This is a genomic window from Bradyrhizobium barranii subsp. barranii, assembly GCF_017565645.3.
Taxonomy (GTDB): domain Bacteria; phylum Pseudomonadota; class Alphaproteobacteria; order Rhizobiales; family Xanthobacteraceae; genus Bradyrhizobium; species Bradyrhizobium barranii.
In genome coordinates this window covers 1,189,822-1,207,663 of record NZ_CP086136.1, presented here as the reverse complement: position 1 = coordinate 1,207,663, position 17,842 = coordinate 1,189,822, and the positions used below count along the sequence as shown (strand labels likewise).

8 protein-coding genes and 4 pseudogenes are annotated in these 17,842 nt (G+C 60.9%); 5 read left to right on the top strand and 7 right to left on the bottom strand.

Going from position 1 to position 17,842, the window contains the following annotated elements; translation table 11 throughout:
- Positions 1–215 precede the first annotated feature (215 nt).
- Positions 216–1,432: pseudogene (locus J4G43_RS05840) on the bottom strand (IS110 family RNA-guided transposase).
- Between the two features lie 264 nt (positions 1,433–1,696).
- Between J4G43_RS05840 and J4G43_RS05835 the strand changes: the two are divergent.
- The 4 genes and pseudogenes from J4G43_RS05835 to J4G43_RS05820 all read left to right on the top strand — a co-directional run.
- Positions 1,697–1,912, top strand: a pseudogene (locus J4G43_RS05835) (transposase); the annotation flags it as partial.
- 486 nt (positions 1,913–2,398) lie between these two features.
- Positions 2,399–3,550: a hypothetical protein gene (locus J4G43_RS05830; RefSeq protein WP_208084233.1), complete on the top strand. Its 1,152-nt coding sequence runs from the start codon at positions 2,399–2,401 to the stop codon at positions 3,548–3,550.
- Positions 3,551–3,956: 406 nt separating this feature from the next.
- Positions 3,957–5,300 carry an IS1380-like element ISBdi2 family transposase gene (locus tag J4G43_RS05825; RefSeq protein ID WP_208084232.1) on the top strand — a complete coding sequence of 448 codons (1,344 nt, stop codon included), beginning with the start codon at positions 3,957–3,959 and terminating at the stop codon, positions 5,298–5,300.
- A 1,052-nt stretch (positions 5,301–6,352) separates the two neighbouring features.
- Positions 6,353–7,540, top strand: a complete 1,188-nt coding sequence (locus J4G43_RS05820) for an IS256 family transposase (RefSeq protein ID WP_208089250.1) — start codon at positions 6,353–6,355, stop codon at positions 7,538–7,540.
- Between the two features lie 402 nt (positions 7,541–7,942).
- On the opposite strand, the gene J4G43_RS05815 is transcribed toward J4G43_RS05820, so the two are convergent.
- Complete coding sequence (locus J4G43_RS05815) at positions 7,943–8,986, bottom strand: IS110 family RNA-guided transposase (protein ID WP_208084231.1); 1,044 nt, start codon at positions 8,984–8,986, stop codon at positions 7,943–7,945.
- A gap of 89 nt (positions 8,987–9,075) precedes the next feature.
- Positions 9,076–9,345 (bottom strand): annotated as a pseudogene (locus J4G43_RS05810) (integrase core domain-containing protein); the annotation flags it as partial.
- A 79-nt stretch (positions 9,346–9,424) separates the two neighbouring features.
- On the opposite strand from J4G43_RS05810, the gene J4G43_RS05805 reads away from it, so the two are divergent.
- A complete protein-coding gene (locus J4G43_RS05805) occupies positions 9,425–10,447 on the top strand; it encodes an IS110 family RNA-guided transposase (RefSeq protein ID WP_038945046.1) in 1,023 nt (340 codons plus the stop codon).
- Positions 10,448–10,705: 258 nt separating this feature from the next.
- Here J4G43_RS05805 and J4G43_RS05800 read toward each other — a convergent pair.
- From J4G43_RS05800 to J4G43_RS05785, 4 genes and pseudogenes are all read right to left on the bottom strand, one after another.
- A pseudogene (locus J4G43_RS05800) lies at positions 10,706–11,620 on the bottom strand (IS3 family transposase); the annotation flags it as partial.
- A gap of 61 nt (positions 11,621–11,681) precedes the next feature.
- A complete protein-coding gene (locus J4G43_RS05795; protein WP_038945047.1) occupies positions 11,682–11,897 on the bottom strand; it encodes a hypothetical protein in 216 nt (71 codons plus the stop codon).
- A gap of 47 nt (positions 11,898–11,944) precedes the next feature.
- The gene (locus tag J4G43_RS05790) at positions 11,945–12,418 is read right to left on the bottom strand and encodes a hypothetical protein (protein WP_028153450.1); all 474 of its coding nucleotides are present in this window, start codon (positions 12,416–12,418) and stop codon (positions 11,945–11,947) included.
- Positions 12,419–12,465: 47 nt separating this feature from the next.
- Positions 12,466–17,838 (bottom strand): hypothetical protein, encoded by a 5,373-nt coding sequence (locus tag J4G43_RS05785; RefSeq protein WP_208084230.1) that lies wholly within the window; start codon positions 17,836–17,838, stop codon positions 12,466–12,468.
- Positions 17,839–17,842: the final 4 nt, after the last annotated feature.

Genomic DNA, 17,842 nt, shown 5'->3' with positions numbered 1-17,842 from the left:
ATCTCGCAGCCGCCGCGCGCCGGGGCGGTCAAGGCTGCCGCGTCTGCGGCCACCGCAAGGCTTGGCCTTGACCGGCCCGAGCACGGCGGCACACTGGCAGTGGAACGGGACTGCATTCCTGGCTAGAATTTGCCATCAGCCGCGATTATGGTTGTTGGGCGCGGGCGACCTCATGGCGAAGCGTGACGCGTCGGCTGCAAGCGTCACCGGACTGCCTATTTTGTCCTGCCGAACTGAGGCGCTCGCGCGCCACTTTTTGGGTGCCGCGACTTCCATGCGACACGAATCGTTCGTAGCTTTGCTCGGCCTGGGCGGCAATCAACATCTCGCGGTCGCGCAGCGACTTGATGTTGTAGGCATAGGCTGGTCCACGGCGGCTCCCTTTCTGTTGTGGATGTCCGGCTTGAAGTTGCATCGCGCGGGTCTTGTTGGCGACCAGCGCCGGGCGCGCCCACAGGTAATCCTCGCCCTTTGTCAGCAAGTGCCAGCAGAGCACAGTGAGCTTCCGAGCCACGGCCACCGCGGCGATCTGATGGCCGCGCCGGGCGCGGATGCGTACGAAAAAAGCATGCAGTGGACCGGGCGCCTTGGCCGCTGCCCAGGCCGCTTCGACCAGCATGGCGCGCGCATGACTGCGGCCGATCTTGCTGATACGGCCGTGGTGGGCTGCTCCCAACCCGGACTGCCGCACCCGCGGGTTCAGCCCGAAATAGCTCACCAACTTCTGCGGGCTGTTGAACCGGCTGATGTCGCCGATCGCCGCCACGATGCCGGCGGCGACCGCCAGGTTCACGCCGGTGATCGTCATCAATCTGTTGACCGCGGAATCCTCGATTGCGTCCCGCGCGATCTCGCGGTCGAGCAGGACCAGGTCTTCCGCCAGCCGGTCAAGCTCACGGACATGCCGGTCGATGGCCGCTCGCTCATCGTCCGGCAACTGTTGAGCGGCCAACCATGCCCGGCCGCGGGCGTTGAAAAGATCGGCATGCGGGCACTTCGGGATCAGGTGCGCGTGCAGGATCGAATGCACCGCGTTCTTGAGCCGCGTGCGATGCCGCACGACCTGGTAGCGCCGCGCCACCAGCCTACGCTTGCGCTCGGTCTCCGCGTCAGGCGTCCAGATCTGCGGCAGGTATCCCGCCGCCTGCAGACTGGCGAGCGTGCCGGCATCGATCTTGTCGGTCTTGACGTGAGCCTGGGCGATCGCCTTCACCTGCAACGGATTGGCGATGATCCCCCGCGCCACGAATGGCGCCAGAACCCGCGACACCGCCAAGCTGTTACCAGTCGCTTCGAGCACCACCTCATCACCGGCCAGCAGGGTTTTGCCAAATCCCTCCAGCGCAGTCCGCGTCATATCAATGCGCCCCGCATGTCGAAGCCTGCCGTTCTCCCAAAATACCACCTCCCCGAAGGTTCGGTGGACATCAATGCCAATTATCCGTCGCATTCGCACCTCCTCTGCCGAACACATGACGGGAGCTGCGGGCGACACGACAACTACGGATTCGCGCTCGCGGCGCAACCGGGCGAGTCGCAGAGGCGGCCAGCTACTAACTCGAGCTCTCGGCTCATCGTGTGCATCGGCCTGCCCGCACTTCGTGCTCCCGGTGCCTCTGTCCCGATGGTCGCACCATACGCCACGATGTAGGAACACCGCAGCGGAACGTTGGCACCGAGCCATCTCATACCGGTTACCAACCCGATCGAGCGCCTCAACGGCGAGATCAAGCGGCGCACCGAGGTCGTCGGCATCTTCCCCAATGAAGACGCCATCGTTCGCCTCATCGGCGCGATCCTGCTCGAACAGAACGATGAATGGGCCGTCCAGCGTGCCCGCTACATGACGCTGGAAACCATCGCGCCGTTGAGCGATGGTCCCACCGTCAGCCTTCCGGCTATCGCCAGCTGACCAGTCCGGCTCCTGCCGGCAAACGCGGTGCCCCGCCGCCTGCTACACCACGCTAGGGGACACGATCCCGAGCTCTCACTCGTTGAAATTTCTGGCGCTCCCTAGGGGGGGAACGGGCCGCCCAGGAAGATACTGAAAAACAAACACAAATCAGCTTTGCCGAGAGGTGATTGCTACCACGGACTGCTACCACCCACAACCTAGCCTGCCGTGTTGAAATGCATCGGCGTATACCCGTGGCTATTATTATACCGACCCACGAGGAGCCGATTAGGCCACAGGAAGCTTGGCTCGGTGTGCCCAAAGCCGCTACTCATGAGCCGGCACTCTGCACCGTGCCGGGAAGCTGATGCAGGACTTGCAATTCTCCGCTCTTGACGAGCCAATGTCCGCTAAGCGGCTCTTAACAGGCACGCGCGTTAAGCGTTAGTGTGGCAGTTCACACAACCTGCCCGCATAAACTGCCGATACTTGGGTAAGGCGGCCATGCCTGACACATCGAAAGAACCCCACGTTCCACCAGAGAACGGGCCTATCTCGCTGGAGGAGCGAAAATTCCAGCTTGAGGTTCAGAAATTCGAGTTCGAGAAGTCAAAGTCTCGGGGGCTTCGCTTCTTCAATAGCAATCTCGGCGTCATCATTACTGCCATCATTGGTACAGCCACAATTGCGGTGTCGTACCTTCAGCTCCAAATCAACCGCGAGTCCAGCGCAAATCAGCTTGAACTTCAGCGGTCGACCAACGACGCGCAGTTGACCTTAGAGAAATCAAAGGCAAGCGCTGCCCAAGAAAAGGATGAGCGAACGTTCCAATTCGATGTCGCACGCCTAATGTTGGAGAGACAGAGCGATATCAATACTGAAGAAATCAAACGGGTCTATTATCTGCGAGAAATCGTTATGTCTGCTCTTACTGTCGGTAGCATGATCACTCGCAGGGCGGCAGATCACGCGGCGGATGATCGAGTGCGCTCGGCTTGGTTAGACGGATTCGTAAAGCTAGCCCTCGCCGAAACCCGCTCGTCAGTAACTACGCAGCAGCCGTCTATATCGGTGGATTATGTGTTGGCGCGCTATTCTGCTCTAAAGACTCCCGATGGAGTGAACCGCATTGCGGATATTTTGGACGCAGCCCGAGAGTTCAACTTAAACGACTCAGTGGCAATCATCCTAGCGTACGCTCTATTTACTTCAGATTTTTTCAACGGATACGATCAATATCTCAACATTGTCTCGGCAGAGCTGATAGCGGCTATGCTTCCGAACATTTTTCCGAATGCTTCAGATGCTAAGCCTTTCGTCGGCAATGCCCGTTCGCTGGCAAATAAAGTGTATTCGGGCAGATTTGGTAATGTCGGGCCCGACGACGGGTGGAACTATCGTGGAAGAGGATATTTGCATACTGTAGGCAAGGCGAACTATGCGCGGTCTGGTGCTTTGATTGGAATAGATTTGGTGGGCCGGCCCGAAAAGTTGGCCGAAAGTAAGGTTGCTGCAAGGGAAATAGCTGCTGCATTCGCGGCGCTAAGTCGGCCGATCACCGTGGATGGCGCTGTTCGACAGCTGAACGGCAGGCTCCGGGGGCTAGCCCGTCTTATTCGCGAGAGGGCGCCTGAGAGGCTGGCGAGCGTGGTGTAAAGCGCTGATGCGGCGTAGGATTCGGTTGCGAAGCCACCCCATCACCTTCAACCGCGAACGCCACGCCCGCCATGACCGATGATACGATTTCAGACCACTATCGAGAAGCAAGAATTCAACACAAATAAAACCTCTGCCTCGCGCTCGATCTCTTCATGCTTGATAGTCTCGTTTCGGAGGCTGATCACCTACCGCGTCTAATAGGCCGCTCGCGCCGGTTTCTTTGGACGCGGCACGACCGCGACTCCACGTTTCGGCACAGAAATGATCGGGAGTCACTCAATCTTTCTTCAACTTAACCCGTCTTATTCGTAAGAGTGCGCCTGAGGGGTAAAGCGCTGATGCGGCGTAGGATTCGGTTGCGAAGCCAACCCCATCACCTCCAACCGCGAACGCCACGCCCGCCATGACCGACGATACGATTCCGCCCTTCTCGTTTCCAGCCGTTCACGCCAAGAAAGTCACAGCTGCCTTCGATGGTGGGCGCCTAACCTCGAACGGGGGCGTGATGCTTCTGGCGATGGCCGAGCGGCGTCTCGGTTTGGCCAACAATCTGGCCCGGGTGTTCCCGGATCGGCGCGATCCGACGCGGGTCGTGCACAGCCTGGTCGATATGCTCCGCGCTCGCATGTTCGCGATCTGCTGCGGCTACGAGGACGCCGACGACCTCGATCATCTGAGGTCCGATCCGGCATTCAAACTGGCCTGCGGACGGCTGCCGGACACGGGCCGGGATTTGTGTTCCCAGCCGACGCTGTCGCGGCTGGAGAATGCTCCGCGCCTGCGCGACGTGATCCGGCTGACCTACATTTTGGTCGACGCATGGATGGATAGCTACCCGCGCGAGCCGGCATCCGTCACGCTCGACATCGATGATACCTGCGACGTCGTCCACGGCCATCAGCAGCTCTCGCTGTTCAACGCTCATTATGACGAACGCTGCTTCCTGCCGATCCACGTCTACGACACGGAGAAGAGCCGGCCCGTGGCCGTCGTGCTGCGGCCCGGCAAGACGCCGGGCGGCGTCGAGGTGCGTGCCCATCTGCGCCGCCTGGTACGGCATATCCGGACGCGATGGCACAACACGCAAATTACGTTCCGTGGCGACGGGCACTATGCCCGGCCGGAGGCCATGGCGTGGTGCGAGACCAACGGCATCGACTACATCTTCGGTCTGTCCGGCACCAAGCCTCTCGCCAGAAAAGTCGACGAGGTCGCCGACGACATCCGCACGCGACGCGCCATCGAGAACCTGCCGGTTCTGCGTGGCTATACCGAGACGCGCCACAAGGCAAAGTCCTGGGATCGCGAACGGCGCACTGTCGCCCGTATTGAGGCGACGATGCTCGGCCTCGACATCCGCTTCGTCGTCACCAGCCTCGATGTCGGCTCGGCCGAGTGGATCTACGACAGCCTGTATTGCGCGCGCGGCCAAGCCGAGAATCTGATCAAGCTGCATAAGACGCAGCTCGCCTCCGATCGCACCAGCTGCCGTTCGGCGCTCGCCAACCAGGTCCGTCTCGTGCTCCATACGGCCGCTTATTGGCTGATGCTGACCGTGCGCGACGCCATTCCCAAAGCCCGGGAATTGGCCGCTGCCGAGTTCGCGACGCTGCGTCTTCGGCTCTTGAAAATCGCCGCCCGTGTCGTCGAGACCACGAGCCGCATTCGCCTTGCGTTTGCCGCGGCATGTCCCGAAGCCGACCTGATCTGCGGCTTGCCCGGCGCGCTGCTGCCGCTCGGTCCTTGACCGGCGGGGCGTCCGCCCCCGTTCGCCCAACCCATCCCTCAAGCGCGTTGCAAAGTACCGGTCGTCAGGCGGCGAAAAGCCGAAGGCAATCCTGTGCGCCTCGTCAGACAAGATGTGCGGCCGCATCAATCGGGCCCAAAAGCCGCACTCTCACGAATAGGACGGGCTAGCTGGGATTCAAGGGATATATGAAAAGCTCGCGCCTGGAACGCCAAAGGTAACTGAAGGATTAACGATCCCATCCGTGGGTAAGTCATGCACACTGTGGTGCTGAGATCCGTAAAGACGCTGGAGCAGCAGGCTTGGGCACCGCTCGCATGATCCTTCGCGTCGACTTCCTAACGAATTTTATTCATCCACGGTTCGCTTTGAATGGGGTTGAGGGCTGAGCGTGCTCAACGCAATCCTGAGCAGATCGTAGCTAAGGAGATGCCTCATGCCTGCCTGATGCTTGCAGCCACGAAGCGCTCATAAGCGAGTTCAACGGCATGGGCGTTCTGAATAATGAAAGCCCCATCAGCGGGGTCAGCAGTCCGCTACGGTCCTTCAGTTCGGCCTTTAGACGATTTACTCGCGTCTTCGGAGAACAGCGTGCCTGCTTCCGCAACCGGCACGGCCTTGTTGAAAGAACCGCTCGCCGCGTGGGCTACTTTCTCGCGAGATAAGCCATGAAAGTCGAGGAACACGCCCAGAAGTGAGCGCCCTTCCGCACTCAAAGCATCAAAGTGGTGGATGTCGATCTTGAACGCATTCCGTTCCAGCTCTCGGGCGACGTTGTATAGATTGCCTGTAGCTGACAGGCGGGCTACGTATTCCGCAATGATCTCGGCAGGAACCCGACCTGCTTGCTCGTCGGAGCCGCGCTCTACTTGAGCTGCAATGCTGCCACCGTTTGACGCGTGCTGTCGGACGAGGCCTATGCCCTATGGGGGACACACGGGCCTTAACACCAGCGACAAGGCAGTGGCGGATAACGTACAGAGTTTTTCGCACTTTCAGGATTGACGGCTTCTTCTAGAATGAAGGAGCTTTGAATGAACGATGGGAGTGCCATGGGTCAGGTGATCCAAATTGATGAGGCCCGGATTCGAGATCACCTGGGTGAGATGGTCCGCGGGACGGTGGAAGAGACCCTGAACGCCATGCTGGAGGCCGAAGCGGACCAGCTGTGCGGGGCTGGGCGGTATGAGCGCAGCCCCGCGCGGCAGGACACGCGGGCAGGCAGCTACGAGCGAACGCTGCACACCAAGGCGGGCGACGTCAATCTGAAGGTCCCGAAGCTACGGCGGCAAACCTTCGAGACGGCGATTATCGAGCGCTACCGGAGGCGGGAGAGCTCGGTCGAGGAGGCGCTGATCGAGATGTATCTGGCCGGGATTTCAGTTCGGCGGGTCGAAGACATCACGGAGGCGCTGTGGGGCACCCGGGTCAGCCCGAGCACAGTGTCGAACCTGAACAAGAAGATCTATACCAAGATCGAGGCGTGGCGGAATCGCAGGATCGAAGGCGAGCATCCGTATCTCTACCTCGACGGCATCGTGATGAAGCGCAGCTGGGCTGGTGAGGTTCGCAACGTCTCGCTGCCGGTGGCTTCGGCGGTCAATGCCGAGGGGTTCCGAGAGATCCTCGGCATCTGTGAGGGCGCCAAGGAGGACAAATCCGGCTGGTCATCGTTTCTGCGGCATCTCGTCGATCGCGGTCTCAGGGGCGTGCAGCTGGTGGTTTCCGATGCGTGCCGAGGGCTTGTCGAAAGCGTTGCGGATTATCTGCCGGAGGCCCGCTATCAACGCTGCATGGTGCATTTTTATCGCAATGTCTTCAGCCACGTGCCGTCGACCCGGGTCCGCGAGGTGAGCCACATGCTCAAGGCCATTCATGCCCAGGAGAGCCGCGCCGCGGCCGACGAGAAAGCCAGGACCGTCATCGCGGATCTGCGGGCAAGCCGTATGGCCAAAGCTGCTGATCTCGTCGAGCAGGCGGTTCACGAGACGCTCGCCTACTATGCCTTTCCGGACATCCATTGGCGGAAGATTCGAACGAACAATCCGCTCGAGCGCATCATGAAGGAGATCCGGCGACGAACCCGTGTCGTCGGCGCCTTCCCCGACGGTCAATCCTGTCTCAATTTGGCGGCGGCCCGGCTGCGGCACATTGCCGGAACGGCGTGGTCGACCAAATGCTACATGAACATGCGACCGCTCTATCAGCCACAACTCTCTGAAACCGGAGCCGTCGCCTGATCAAAAGTGCGAAAGATTCTGGACAGTACCCAGTGGCGGCGTACTGTGATTTCACTATCCACGTTGTAATTATCGGCCGGCGTTTCCCGGCAGTAGGACGTTTACCATTGCAGAAAGGTATTGACCTTGCCCCCATATGTGGAACGGCCCGCGAGGCAAGAGCTTTTTTCAGTCGATTTCACACATTGGGACGGTGCGGTCATATGTCCGGCCTTTGCGCGCGGCACAATATGGCCGCTGGCCTCGATGAGATCCGCGGAACGAGGAGCCAAATCAAGTTTACGCGCTTGAGCGCATTGGGGGCAGTAGCTTCACTCGTTTCGGGATTTCGTCCCAAGGGTTCATCGCCTGTTGTTGCACCTTGCCCTCTGCCGGCCTGCGCCGGTCAGATCGTTTTGGCGGTCACTGCGTCACCGCGGTAACCGCCAATGGGTCGGGACGCCGATAAATTCCGCCCTTGTTCAGGAGCGCCCAGATGATCCGCGCCGTCTTATTGGCCTGCGCGACGGCGGCAACCTTGAAGGGCCGTCTGGCGAGAAGGGCCTTCAGCCACGGCCGCGCCCGAGCGTCGTTTCGGACGACGCGCAAGACGGCCGTTGCCCCGACAACGAGGAGAGAGCGGAGTTCCGGATTTCCCATCTTCGATATTCGTCCCAGCCGCTCTTTGCCTCCGCTTGAATGAGACCGCGGCGTCAATCCCAGCCAGGCGGCAAAGTGGCGAGCCGACTTGAACCCGCCGGGATCCGGCACAAGCGCCTTGATGGTCGCCGCCGTAATGGCGCCGACGCCAGGGATTGTGGTCAACCGACGCATGTCCTCGTCGCGCTTGGCCTCCACGACGATTGCGCGCTCGAGCCTCTCGATCTGGTCGGCTGAAGCTTCAATCTCGTCGGCAATAGCCATCAGCGCGAAGCGCGCTGCTGCGGGCAGGCGAGCATCTGTCTCATCCCGTATGATTGCGACCAGCGCCTCAACCTTTGCCAGGCCGACGGTGGCGATGATCCCCAATTCTGCCAGATGCGCGCGCAACGCGTTGACCGCCTGCGTTCGCTGCCGCACTAGAAGAGCGCGGGTCTTCAGCACCATCGCGGCAGCCTGTTGCTCAGCCGTCTTAATCGGCACGAAGCGCATGGTCTTTCGGGTCACCGCTTCGCTGATGGCCTCCGCGTCCGCCGCATCCGTCTTACCACGCTTGACGAAGGGTTTGACATAAGCCGGCGGAATGAGCCGGACCTCATGACCGAGAGCTGCGATCTCGCGTGCCCAATAGTGGGCGCTACCGCATGCTTCCATTCCCACCAGGCATGGTGGCAGCTTCTCAAAGAAACGCAGAACTTCGCTGCGCCGTAGCTTCCGGTTGAACACGGGTGAGCCCTCGGCATCCGCCCCGTGAACCTGGAAAACGTGCTTGGCCAGATCGAGCCCGATGGTGATAACCTGTTTCACGGAACGGTCCCTCCTTTGTGGCGTTCGAACAACGACCACGTTCTAGCACTTTGATGCTGTTGGAGCGGGCCGTTCCACCACATCAAGTTTTATCCAGTTCTGAGTTCGCCCCTGCCGTTGGATTTGCCCGGTTGGGCGGTGGAAGCGACGGGGGCTGGCGCGGAGCCTTCGGCATAGCGCAGCGCCAGATCCCGGCGCGGGTGGCATGTCATCGCGAACTCGGACGGGGTTCTCCATCCGAGCTGCGAGTGTGGTCGTGTGTCGTTGTAATCGGCCCGCCAACATCCAAGTGTGACGCGGGCTTGTGCCAGTGACGTGAACAACGTCTCGTTCAACAGCTCGTCCCGCAGCCGGCCGTTGATGGGGAAGACGGCCCCGCTCCCTCGGCGCCGGCGATATACTGGCGATGGACGAACCCGCTAACAGGAGCAATTCACCATGGAAATCGCGACAATTGGGTTGGATATTTCGAAGCACGTATTTCACATCCATGCAGTTGATGGCCAAGGCCAAGTGGCCGGTCGCCAACGCCTCCGGCGAGGCGAGATCGTGTCGTTCTTCTCCTCGCTCGCACCTTGCCTAGTCGGCATTGAGGCCTGTGCGACTGCTCACCACTGGGCGCGGGAGATTCGGCAGTTTGGACACGATGTGAGATTGATCCCGCCAGCCTATGTTAAACCCTACCTACGAAGAGGAGCCAAGAATGACGCCGCTGACGCGGCCGCGATCTGCGAAGCGGTCACCCGTCCCAATATGCGGTTCGTTCCAATCAAGAGCGTTGAGAACCAGGGCTTCTTGATGCTTCATCGTGCAAGAGGCTTGTTGGTCCGCCAACGAACCATGACAGCCTGCGCGATTCGGGCTCACTTTGCTGAGTTCGGAATCATTGTCGGGCAAGGCCGGCAACGGGTGGATGGTCTGGTGGACTTGTTGGATGACGAGGAACTGACGCTACCGGCCCACGCCCGCATCGCACTAGCCGTCCTTGTGAACCAACTGAAGGAATTGGACCGGCAGGTCGAGGCCATCGAGCGCGAGATAGCTCAGATCCAGCGAGTAAATCCGATGGCGAAGTTGCTGTCCACAATTCCGGGGATCGGTCCCATAACGGCCACGGCTCTCGCCGCGACCGTACCGGACGCAACAATGTTCCGCTCCGGGCGGGAGTTCGCGGCCTGGCTTGGCCTGACGCCTAAGCAGAATTCCACCGGCGGGAAGGATCGGCTCGGCCGGATTACGAAACAGGGCGATTCCTATCTCAGGCACTTGCTTGTCATCGGGGCACGTAACGTCGTTCGGTACCCAAAGGCTCGCTCCCGGGTTGGAGGCGGCTGGATCGAAGCCCTGCTTGAACGGCGTCGGCCGATGGTCGTCGCCATCGCCGTTGCCAACAAGTTGGCCCGGATCGTCTGGGCGATGATGACGACCGGGGAATTCTATCGGCCTAAGCTCGCGGCCTGACTTTCCGCGTATGTTGGCCACCTTATGGTGTGAGGGCAAATGACAGCATGATGGACACCGGCGGAGCTGGGGATCGAGCAAGCCCGAAGAGCTTTAAGCGCAACAAGCGCGACCCGTTGATGAGGCCTCGATCCGCGATCTCCATCAGGGCCAGCGGCCATGGCATCGGTCGCACTAACAGGCCGGATACATGAACGCACCGGACCGGAATCCAAAGTGCTGCTGAAATCCCTTGCATCCGCGGGGCCGTCTATACATGAAGCTCTCGATGAAGGCGTTCTGCATGGGCTTGCCCGGCGCGATGTAGTGCCATGCGACATGGCTGTGATCCGCCCATGCAAGAATGGCGTTGCTGGTGAGTTCGCTGCCGTTGTCGCTGACCACCATCCTGGGCTTGCCGCGCTCGATCATCAGCCGGTCCAGTTCCCGCGCCACGCGGACGCCGGAGAGCGAGGTATCGGCCACCAGCGCCAGGCACTCACGGGTACAATCATCGACGACGGTCAGGATGCGGAAGCGGCGGCCGTCGGTCAGCTGATCCGACACAAAGTCGAGCGACCACCGGTCGTTCGGCGTCATCGCCACCGTCATCGGCGCCCGGGTCCCGATCGCCCGCTTGCGGCCGCCACGGCGGCGCACCGTCAGCTTCTCTTAAGAGCCGGAAGAGCTTTTTGTGGTTGATCAGATACCCCTCCCGCTTGAGCAGCACATGCAGGCGCCGATAGCCGAAACGACGACGTTCCTGGGCGATTGCCCGCATGCGCTGGCGAAGGCCGGCTTCGTCCGCCCGGGTCGTTTGGTATCTCATGGTCATGCGGCAGCAGCCGATGGCTTTACACGCCCGCCGTTCGCTCATCCCGAACGCGCCTCGGAGATGGGCGACAGCTTTCCGCTTGGCCGCGGGCGTCACCATTTCTTTCCCACGAGATCCTTCAAGGCGGCGTTGTCCAGCATGGCGTCGGCCAAAAGGCGCTTCAGCCGTGTGTTCTCGTCCTCCAGGGTCTTCAGCCGCTTGGCCTCCGACACCTCCATTCCACCGAACTTCGCCTTCCATTTGTAGATGCTGGCGTCGCTGACGCCATGCTTGCGGCACAGATCGGCAACCGACACGCCGGCCTCATGCTCCTTCAAAATCCCGATGATCTGCTCTTCCGAAAAGCGGCTGCGCTTCATGTTCTGGTCCTTGTTGTGGGCCAGAACGAACTTCAAACTGGATTAAGCCCGTGGGGCAAGGTCATCGAGTCTGAGCCGGATCGTCGGTTCGCGTCGCCGTCCAATTCAAGTGAGTCTCGCCGCTGCCGTCGACTTCGAGATCGCACAGCGCTGAAGCGCCGCCGTTCAACCGCTTCCCGTTCCATATGGTCGGCGTGCCAGCTAAGTTACGATCCTGCACTGTCACAAAGTTGTCGTTGTTATCTCCATTCTTGATCTCAATCTGTGCTGTCGGCATATCGATCTCCTTTTTTAGCCTTTCAATGTATCGGCTGCGCCAAGCTTTCACTGGCAAATGACACCGCTGCCGCTCTTCTTGCACGCTATGGCAATGCCAGTGTTTATTCCGAGGTTTGCGTCCCAGTCAGGCCGCGCATCGTAATTCGGATCGTTACAGCAGGAAAACCGGCGCGCTGTGTTGAATTTGTAGTACGCGCGCGCCACACCCTCCGTAACCTGCTGGCGCGAAATGCGCTCGTTGTCGTCGTCCCAGGTTATGGTCAACTTGCTGCCGTCCGAGCTCACTGTCATCAAGCTGAAGCCATCCGGTGCCTGCTCGACGCGAGCGACGCACGCGCCGTCGCGGTCGAGCAAGGCGACGAGATCGGACGGATAGTTCACAGACAACGAAGCCTTCTTATTCGCCAGAAGCTGGGGATAGCGAGGATCGCCTTGACAAAAATCAGGACCGCACGAACAGGTCTGGGAATAGGCCAAGGGCGACAACAACAAGAGAAAAACTATCAATATCAGTCGCATCTTTACCTCCTCGCCGCGCGCAATGGGACATCGATGTCGCAGAGAGTTCACTTCCTTTCCATGAAAGGAACTCTCGCAATGAATCTTGGACCGGAATGCACAACGACATCGACATTCAGCAGGTCGGTGAGCTTGATTGGTTCACTGGGATAAGTCGCCGGCAATCGCTCCTCGATTTCCTCGACGATGGCAACGAGCCTGCCGTGGCCCAGATCGTTGAGGCGCGACTGAGGTATCGTGAGGGAAACCGACCACGACATTTCGCCGTCTTTCATCGTCCCATAGTCGAAGTCGATCGTCTCGCCGGGAAAAACGTTGGTCTGACGCTTGCCGAAGTTGTCGTCCTCCGTCTCGTGCAACACCTTCAGGGTCATCTTGGCGCGTTGGAGACGATTCCAGACAGCGCGGCGGGCGGCAGCCGCCTGTTCATTCGGATCGTTCAGCAGGACCTCAGCCGCGTCGCTCGGAAGCGGCTTGATACCATCGCTCGCCTGGCCGCAGACGACGGCGTGCAGCGCGATGTCGCCGTTCTTTTCCGGACGAGGCTTCAAACTCAAAATTCTGCGCGGCAGCAGTTGGGTCCACACCCGCACCGGGGTCGAGACCTGAAGGTCGTCGCCGACCGCGTTCGGCTGGTAGCGCACGAGGCCGAAGCGGATGAAGGGATCGGTTGCGCGGGCAGCGTCCATCGCGACGTCGACGAACCATTCTTCAGCTTCGATATCGAAATAAGGCTCGAACGTCAGCAATGCGACCTGCATGAACGTCAGGGAGCCCGCGGCAGGAGTTCCGTCCGAGGCGCCCGACGGTTTCGCCACCATGATCGGCATTTTGACGGTCGGGACATATTTTGGATCGTGCGCTTGTGGTTCGCCCACTTCCGCCGGATTGAGACAAGCGAACGCGGTCGGAGGCATGAACCACCCATTCTGCGGAGTGGGGTCGGAACGGATCGGATCGCCGCCCCATCGCGAGATGTATTGGCCGCCATCGCCCAAATCGGCATCAACGAAATCGCTCAGCGTCATCGTCCGGCCGACGAACTCGATCGTATTGTCTTCCAGGTCGGCTGGATTTTGCTTCACGATGTCGGGCGGCCACAATACAATGCCGATGCGTTCACCCTCGCCGGCCGAAAACATCCCTCGATCGAAGCGCAGGCGGACGCCGCACTTGCGGACCAACGTCTGAAACGTAAGACCGCGGTCCTCTTCCGCGACACGTTTGATCGCAAAGAAGGGTGTCGGTGTCCTGGCGCCGACAGGTGCCGGACGAGCGGTTGCGTTGCTCGAGGCCTCGACCGTGTCTCCAGTTTTGCGTTGCTCGCGGTCGTGCAGCGGCTGACGGCGATGGAGGAGACGCTCTTTGCCGTCATCGGAGAACATCGGCGCAGTTTCGAAGGCCCCGGCAAAACGCGAAACCGCAACGGCGTACAGCTTCAGGTAACGCGCGCGCGCATCTGAAATCTCGTGGGGTCGCGACACCCCGATCGTGTGGGTCGCAACTTTTGTACCGGATTGTTCGGGTTGGCCATCCGAAGCGACGGGAATTTTTATCGGCTCGGCGTTGCGAGCGGCCCAGTGCAGCGCGCCCAGATTCAGCCGCGCCCGACGAACCTTCCACGGTTCGGGGTCAAGGAAAATCGCCGGCCCGGACGCTGGATTAACCGCCGCGCGAGGATCGGGAAGATTCTGAATGCGTAGCAATGTCACCGTTTCCCGCAAAAGCGTGGTCTTACCGTTGGCGTCGACGTCAAATCCGACCACGGCGCGTTTACGTTTGTATTTGCGCTCGCCTTCGCTGCTCAGGACGGTCGGCCAGCGGCCCGCTCTCTTGGCAAGCACGCCACGGCCGCGGGCGGAATCGTCAAAGGGTGTCCCGCCTGGATTCACCACCTCGGCGATGATGTCGACCGCATCCACCTGCTCGAGATCGACCAGTAGTTCTCCCGTCAGCAGAAGCGTGGACGAACCCTCCGCAGAGGCAACCGGCGGGTCGGCGGTCGGCGGGACCGACGTGTCCGGGCGCACGATCGCGACCTTGGCAAGCGAGACTGCATTCTGCGGCGCGCTGACGGCATGTTCGACGCGCAGCGTCGTCGGAGCCGCCACCTCGGTGAGCTGCCATCGGTCGCGAACACAGTCGATCAGCTCCTTGGCAACCGCGCCGAGACCGCTTTCGTCCGGCGGCGCGTACCCGCCAAGCCCCGTCCCGGACGCAGCGGTTGTGACCGCCGCGGTCAGTTTCTCCTGGGGTTCGCCGCATGAACTGCAAAGCGCCTTCTTGGCTGCCGGCAAGAGTGTTGCCAGACGATGTTGAACCCCGATGTTTTCGGGCAGCGAGAACCATTGGGCGAGTTTCGCTTGGCTGGGCAGGCAGGTGGCCTCAAGATCGAATTGTTCGCCTGGCGCCAGCACGACACGCAGGTGGCGCACCTGAACTCCGCCGCCTGACGTATCGAGCCCCAGGTTGCCGCCCTCGCGAATGCGGACGATCGCCTTTGGATCTCCGAGCAATACGTCGGTGACCAGTTCGGCGGGTTTTGCGCGTTGCGCGTTGACTCTCTCCACCGTGACAACGACCGGCAGCGCATTCGGGTAATCGGCATCCACTCCGTTCGGATACAGTGCGACAAGCATGTCATGCTTCAGATACTTGTCGGACCCGGTGACGCGCAGCCGCAGGGACATGGTTTCCGCCGCGGGGTCGGGCAGATAGGAGCGGCCACCTTCGCGCTTGGCGGGCGCCGGCAACGGATGGAAGATGGTGGCTCCGAGGGTGTCGCCGTTTTCGAGGGGCGTGCTGGCTCTCCCGGGATCCCTGCGATAGATCAGCCGGTCAGCGTTGAAGCCGGTATTTCGCGTAACGACAGCGACAGGGAAGGCCTGCACCTTCTTGTCGACATGAAATTCCACGTCCAATAGCCCGCCGCCAAGCCGCCGCAAGGCAGTGCTAGCATTATCGAAAACTCCGTGGCGCGCGCAAAAATCAATTCCCGCCCGTGGCGCGATGAACACGCGCATCGTGGATTCCGGGCGGGCGCGATCCTCGAGTTTGACATAGTCGGGACCGGCCGGATTTGTGCTTGGCTCGCCGGGAGCGAGCTTGTCCGCCGCGATCGCCGTGCGCACGACGGCCCGGACCGGGGACTCAAAGCCCATCTCGCCATTGCGTCCCGTCACTAGGTGGTCGGGCAACATCAAGATCGGAGCTGCAACCGCTTCCTGACGCAGAAAACGTCGCGGCTTCGCCCCCTTGCTGTCACTCGGTGGCAGCGTCGTCTTGCCATGTTGCGCGACGTGCCAACGTGTCGCCTCCTCCAGAGTTGGCGAGCCGCCACCCAGGAATTCGGAGCGAATCGAGAAGACATAACCAACACCATAACGAAGCGGCGGCGGGCGCAATTCGGGGAACTCGGACGTTGGCAGATCGTAAGCCCGCTTGACCGGCAAAACGTCGCTTCCGGAACCATTCGCGGTCGACTTGCACGTGAGCGCGGCAAGCGGCGTTCCGTCCCAGGTCTGAAACGCTTCCTCAACGACTGCCTCGACATTCCGATTGCCATCTGCGTCGGACTCCTGATCGCCGACGATCGGCATCGATCGCGACACGAGTTGAAAGGCGGCTTCGTCGAAGATCCTGCCGTTCTGCCTGCGGTCGGCGACAATCGCATCCAGCCGCTCTCTCATCGCCTCGGACAGATTGGTGTACTCGACAAAACGATTCATCAAGCTGCGCCACTGCACGTTCTTATGCTTTGGACCTATTGCCATGACGTCAAGGCGCCGGCCAATCGTGAGCTCTTCCGCGTGCAACACGACGGCGCTTTTTTGATCGTACGTCTTGCGTTGATGGCTGGCGACGGCAAGGTCGCGCGCGCTTCGTGCCGCACGTCCGCTGTCGAGCAGGGTCCATCCGCTCGTTTGATGACGCTCGCCCTTGTCGACAGTCTCGATGCCGTCCAGCGCTTCCGACACGGCACCCCGCACGGCGAGAGACGTCAGATAATACTGCGGCCGAGGATTGGCCTGTTCATAACCCTGACCCAGGTCGAACACCCCATGCATCTGTTCACGGGTGAGAGCCGCCGAGGCATTCACGCTCTCAAAGCGAGGCGCCGGCCAGAAACGTTTGGTCTTGTCTTCCCCTTCCTGCACCGCGTAACGCGCCTTGGTCCAGATCGAACTCGGCGCGTCTCCGGCGGTGAGCCAGATATCGCCCCCGTTTTGGCGGTTATCGGGGATGTCGAATTCGATGTCGAATGCGAAGCCGAACAGGCGCGACAGGATTGGATCGCCTTGCAGGCTGTAATAGATCGAAAGCAGCTTCGCTTGCGGGTCAGGCGGCGGCCCCTTCGGTTTGGCCGGCGGCGCGCCTGCCCTGGAAGCCTCTTGAATCGTGGCGGAAGACTTTTGATGTTGGGGTGACCATTGGGCCCAGCTGCCATAGACGTGTCCGGCACGCGAAGGCGGCGAGGTCCCATCGCCGGCCGCTTGCTTGCCGAGCACCTGCGCCGCCGGCGCGATCGGTAGGGCGATCGCAGTCGCGGCCGCCGCAGCAGTTAGTGCCGGGGCAGCGGTTGGTGCCGAGGCAGCAGCGTTCGCCGCGGCTGCCGCGGGGTTAGGAAGCGCTGTCGTGACTTCGTCGAAATAAGCTTTGCTTCGCTGGCGGTCAAGGTCGGTCGCGTCGACGGAATCCTTCAAGCGTTTCAGCAGTGTCTCGCTGCGCTGATCGGCGAAGCGCGCGCGGTCCGGATCCGCTGTTTCAAGGATTTCATCATGGTCGCCTGGCAGATAAGGTCCGATCGCCAGCTTTCGGATCACGCGCTGTGCCCTCGCGGCACTAATATCGATGGCGTAACCCGTTTGTGGATTGGGGACGACCCCCTTCACGACCGTCTTCTTGGTGGGGTCATGCGGCTGAGCGACGATCGCCCCATTAGCAAGGATCGTGGCCTTTTCGGGATCAGTTGGATAAGCCGGCTGAAGATCGGCAGAGCTCTTTTGCCCATTCACGCTTCGATCGATGTCGGCGATGAGCGTGTGCCACGGATCAGAATCGCCTGCGCCGGTAATCGCCTTCGCCCAAAGGACATTGAGCTCGGTTAGCCCCTTCTCTTCATCCGCGAGGGCCGCAAAGACCGGCTTGCCGAGCCGCGTCGGCGTCACCGCCCCGCTGTTGGGATCGCTCAAGCTGTACCAAACCGGAAACTTGTCCGGTTTGGAAAGAGTTGCCAGGTGCTTGACGATGTCACGCGGCCATGTCGCAAGATTCAAATCTATGGTCGCGCCGTCGGGCGCCGATCGCGGCGTGACGATCAGTGTGGCCTTGAGACGACCGTTCTTGGCAACGCCATTGGCGACAACGCGCATGTAGGCGGCGACCTGTGGGGCCGGATTTGGCGCAGGGGAAGTTGGCATGGCA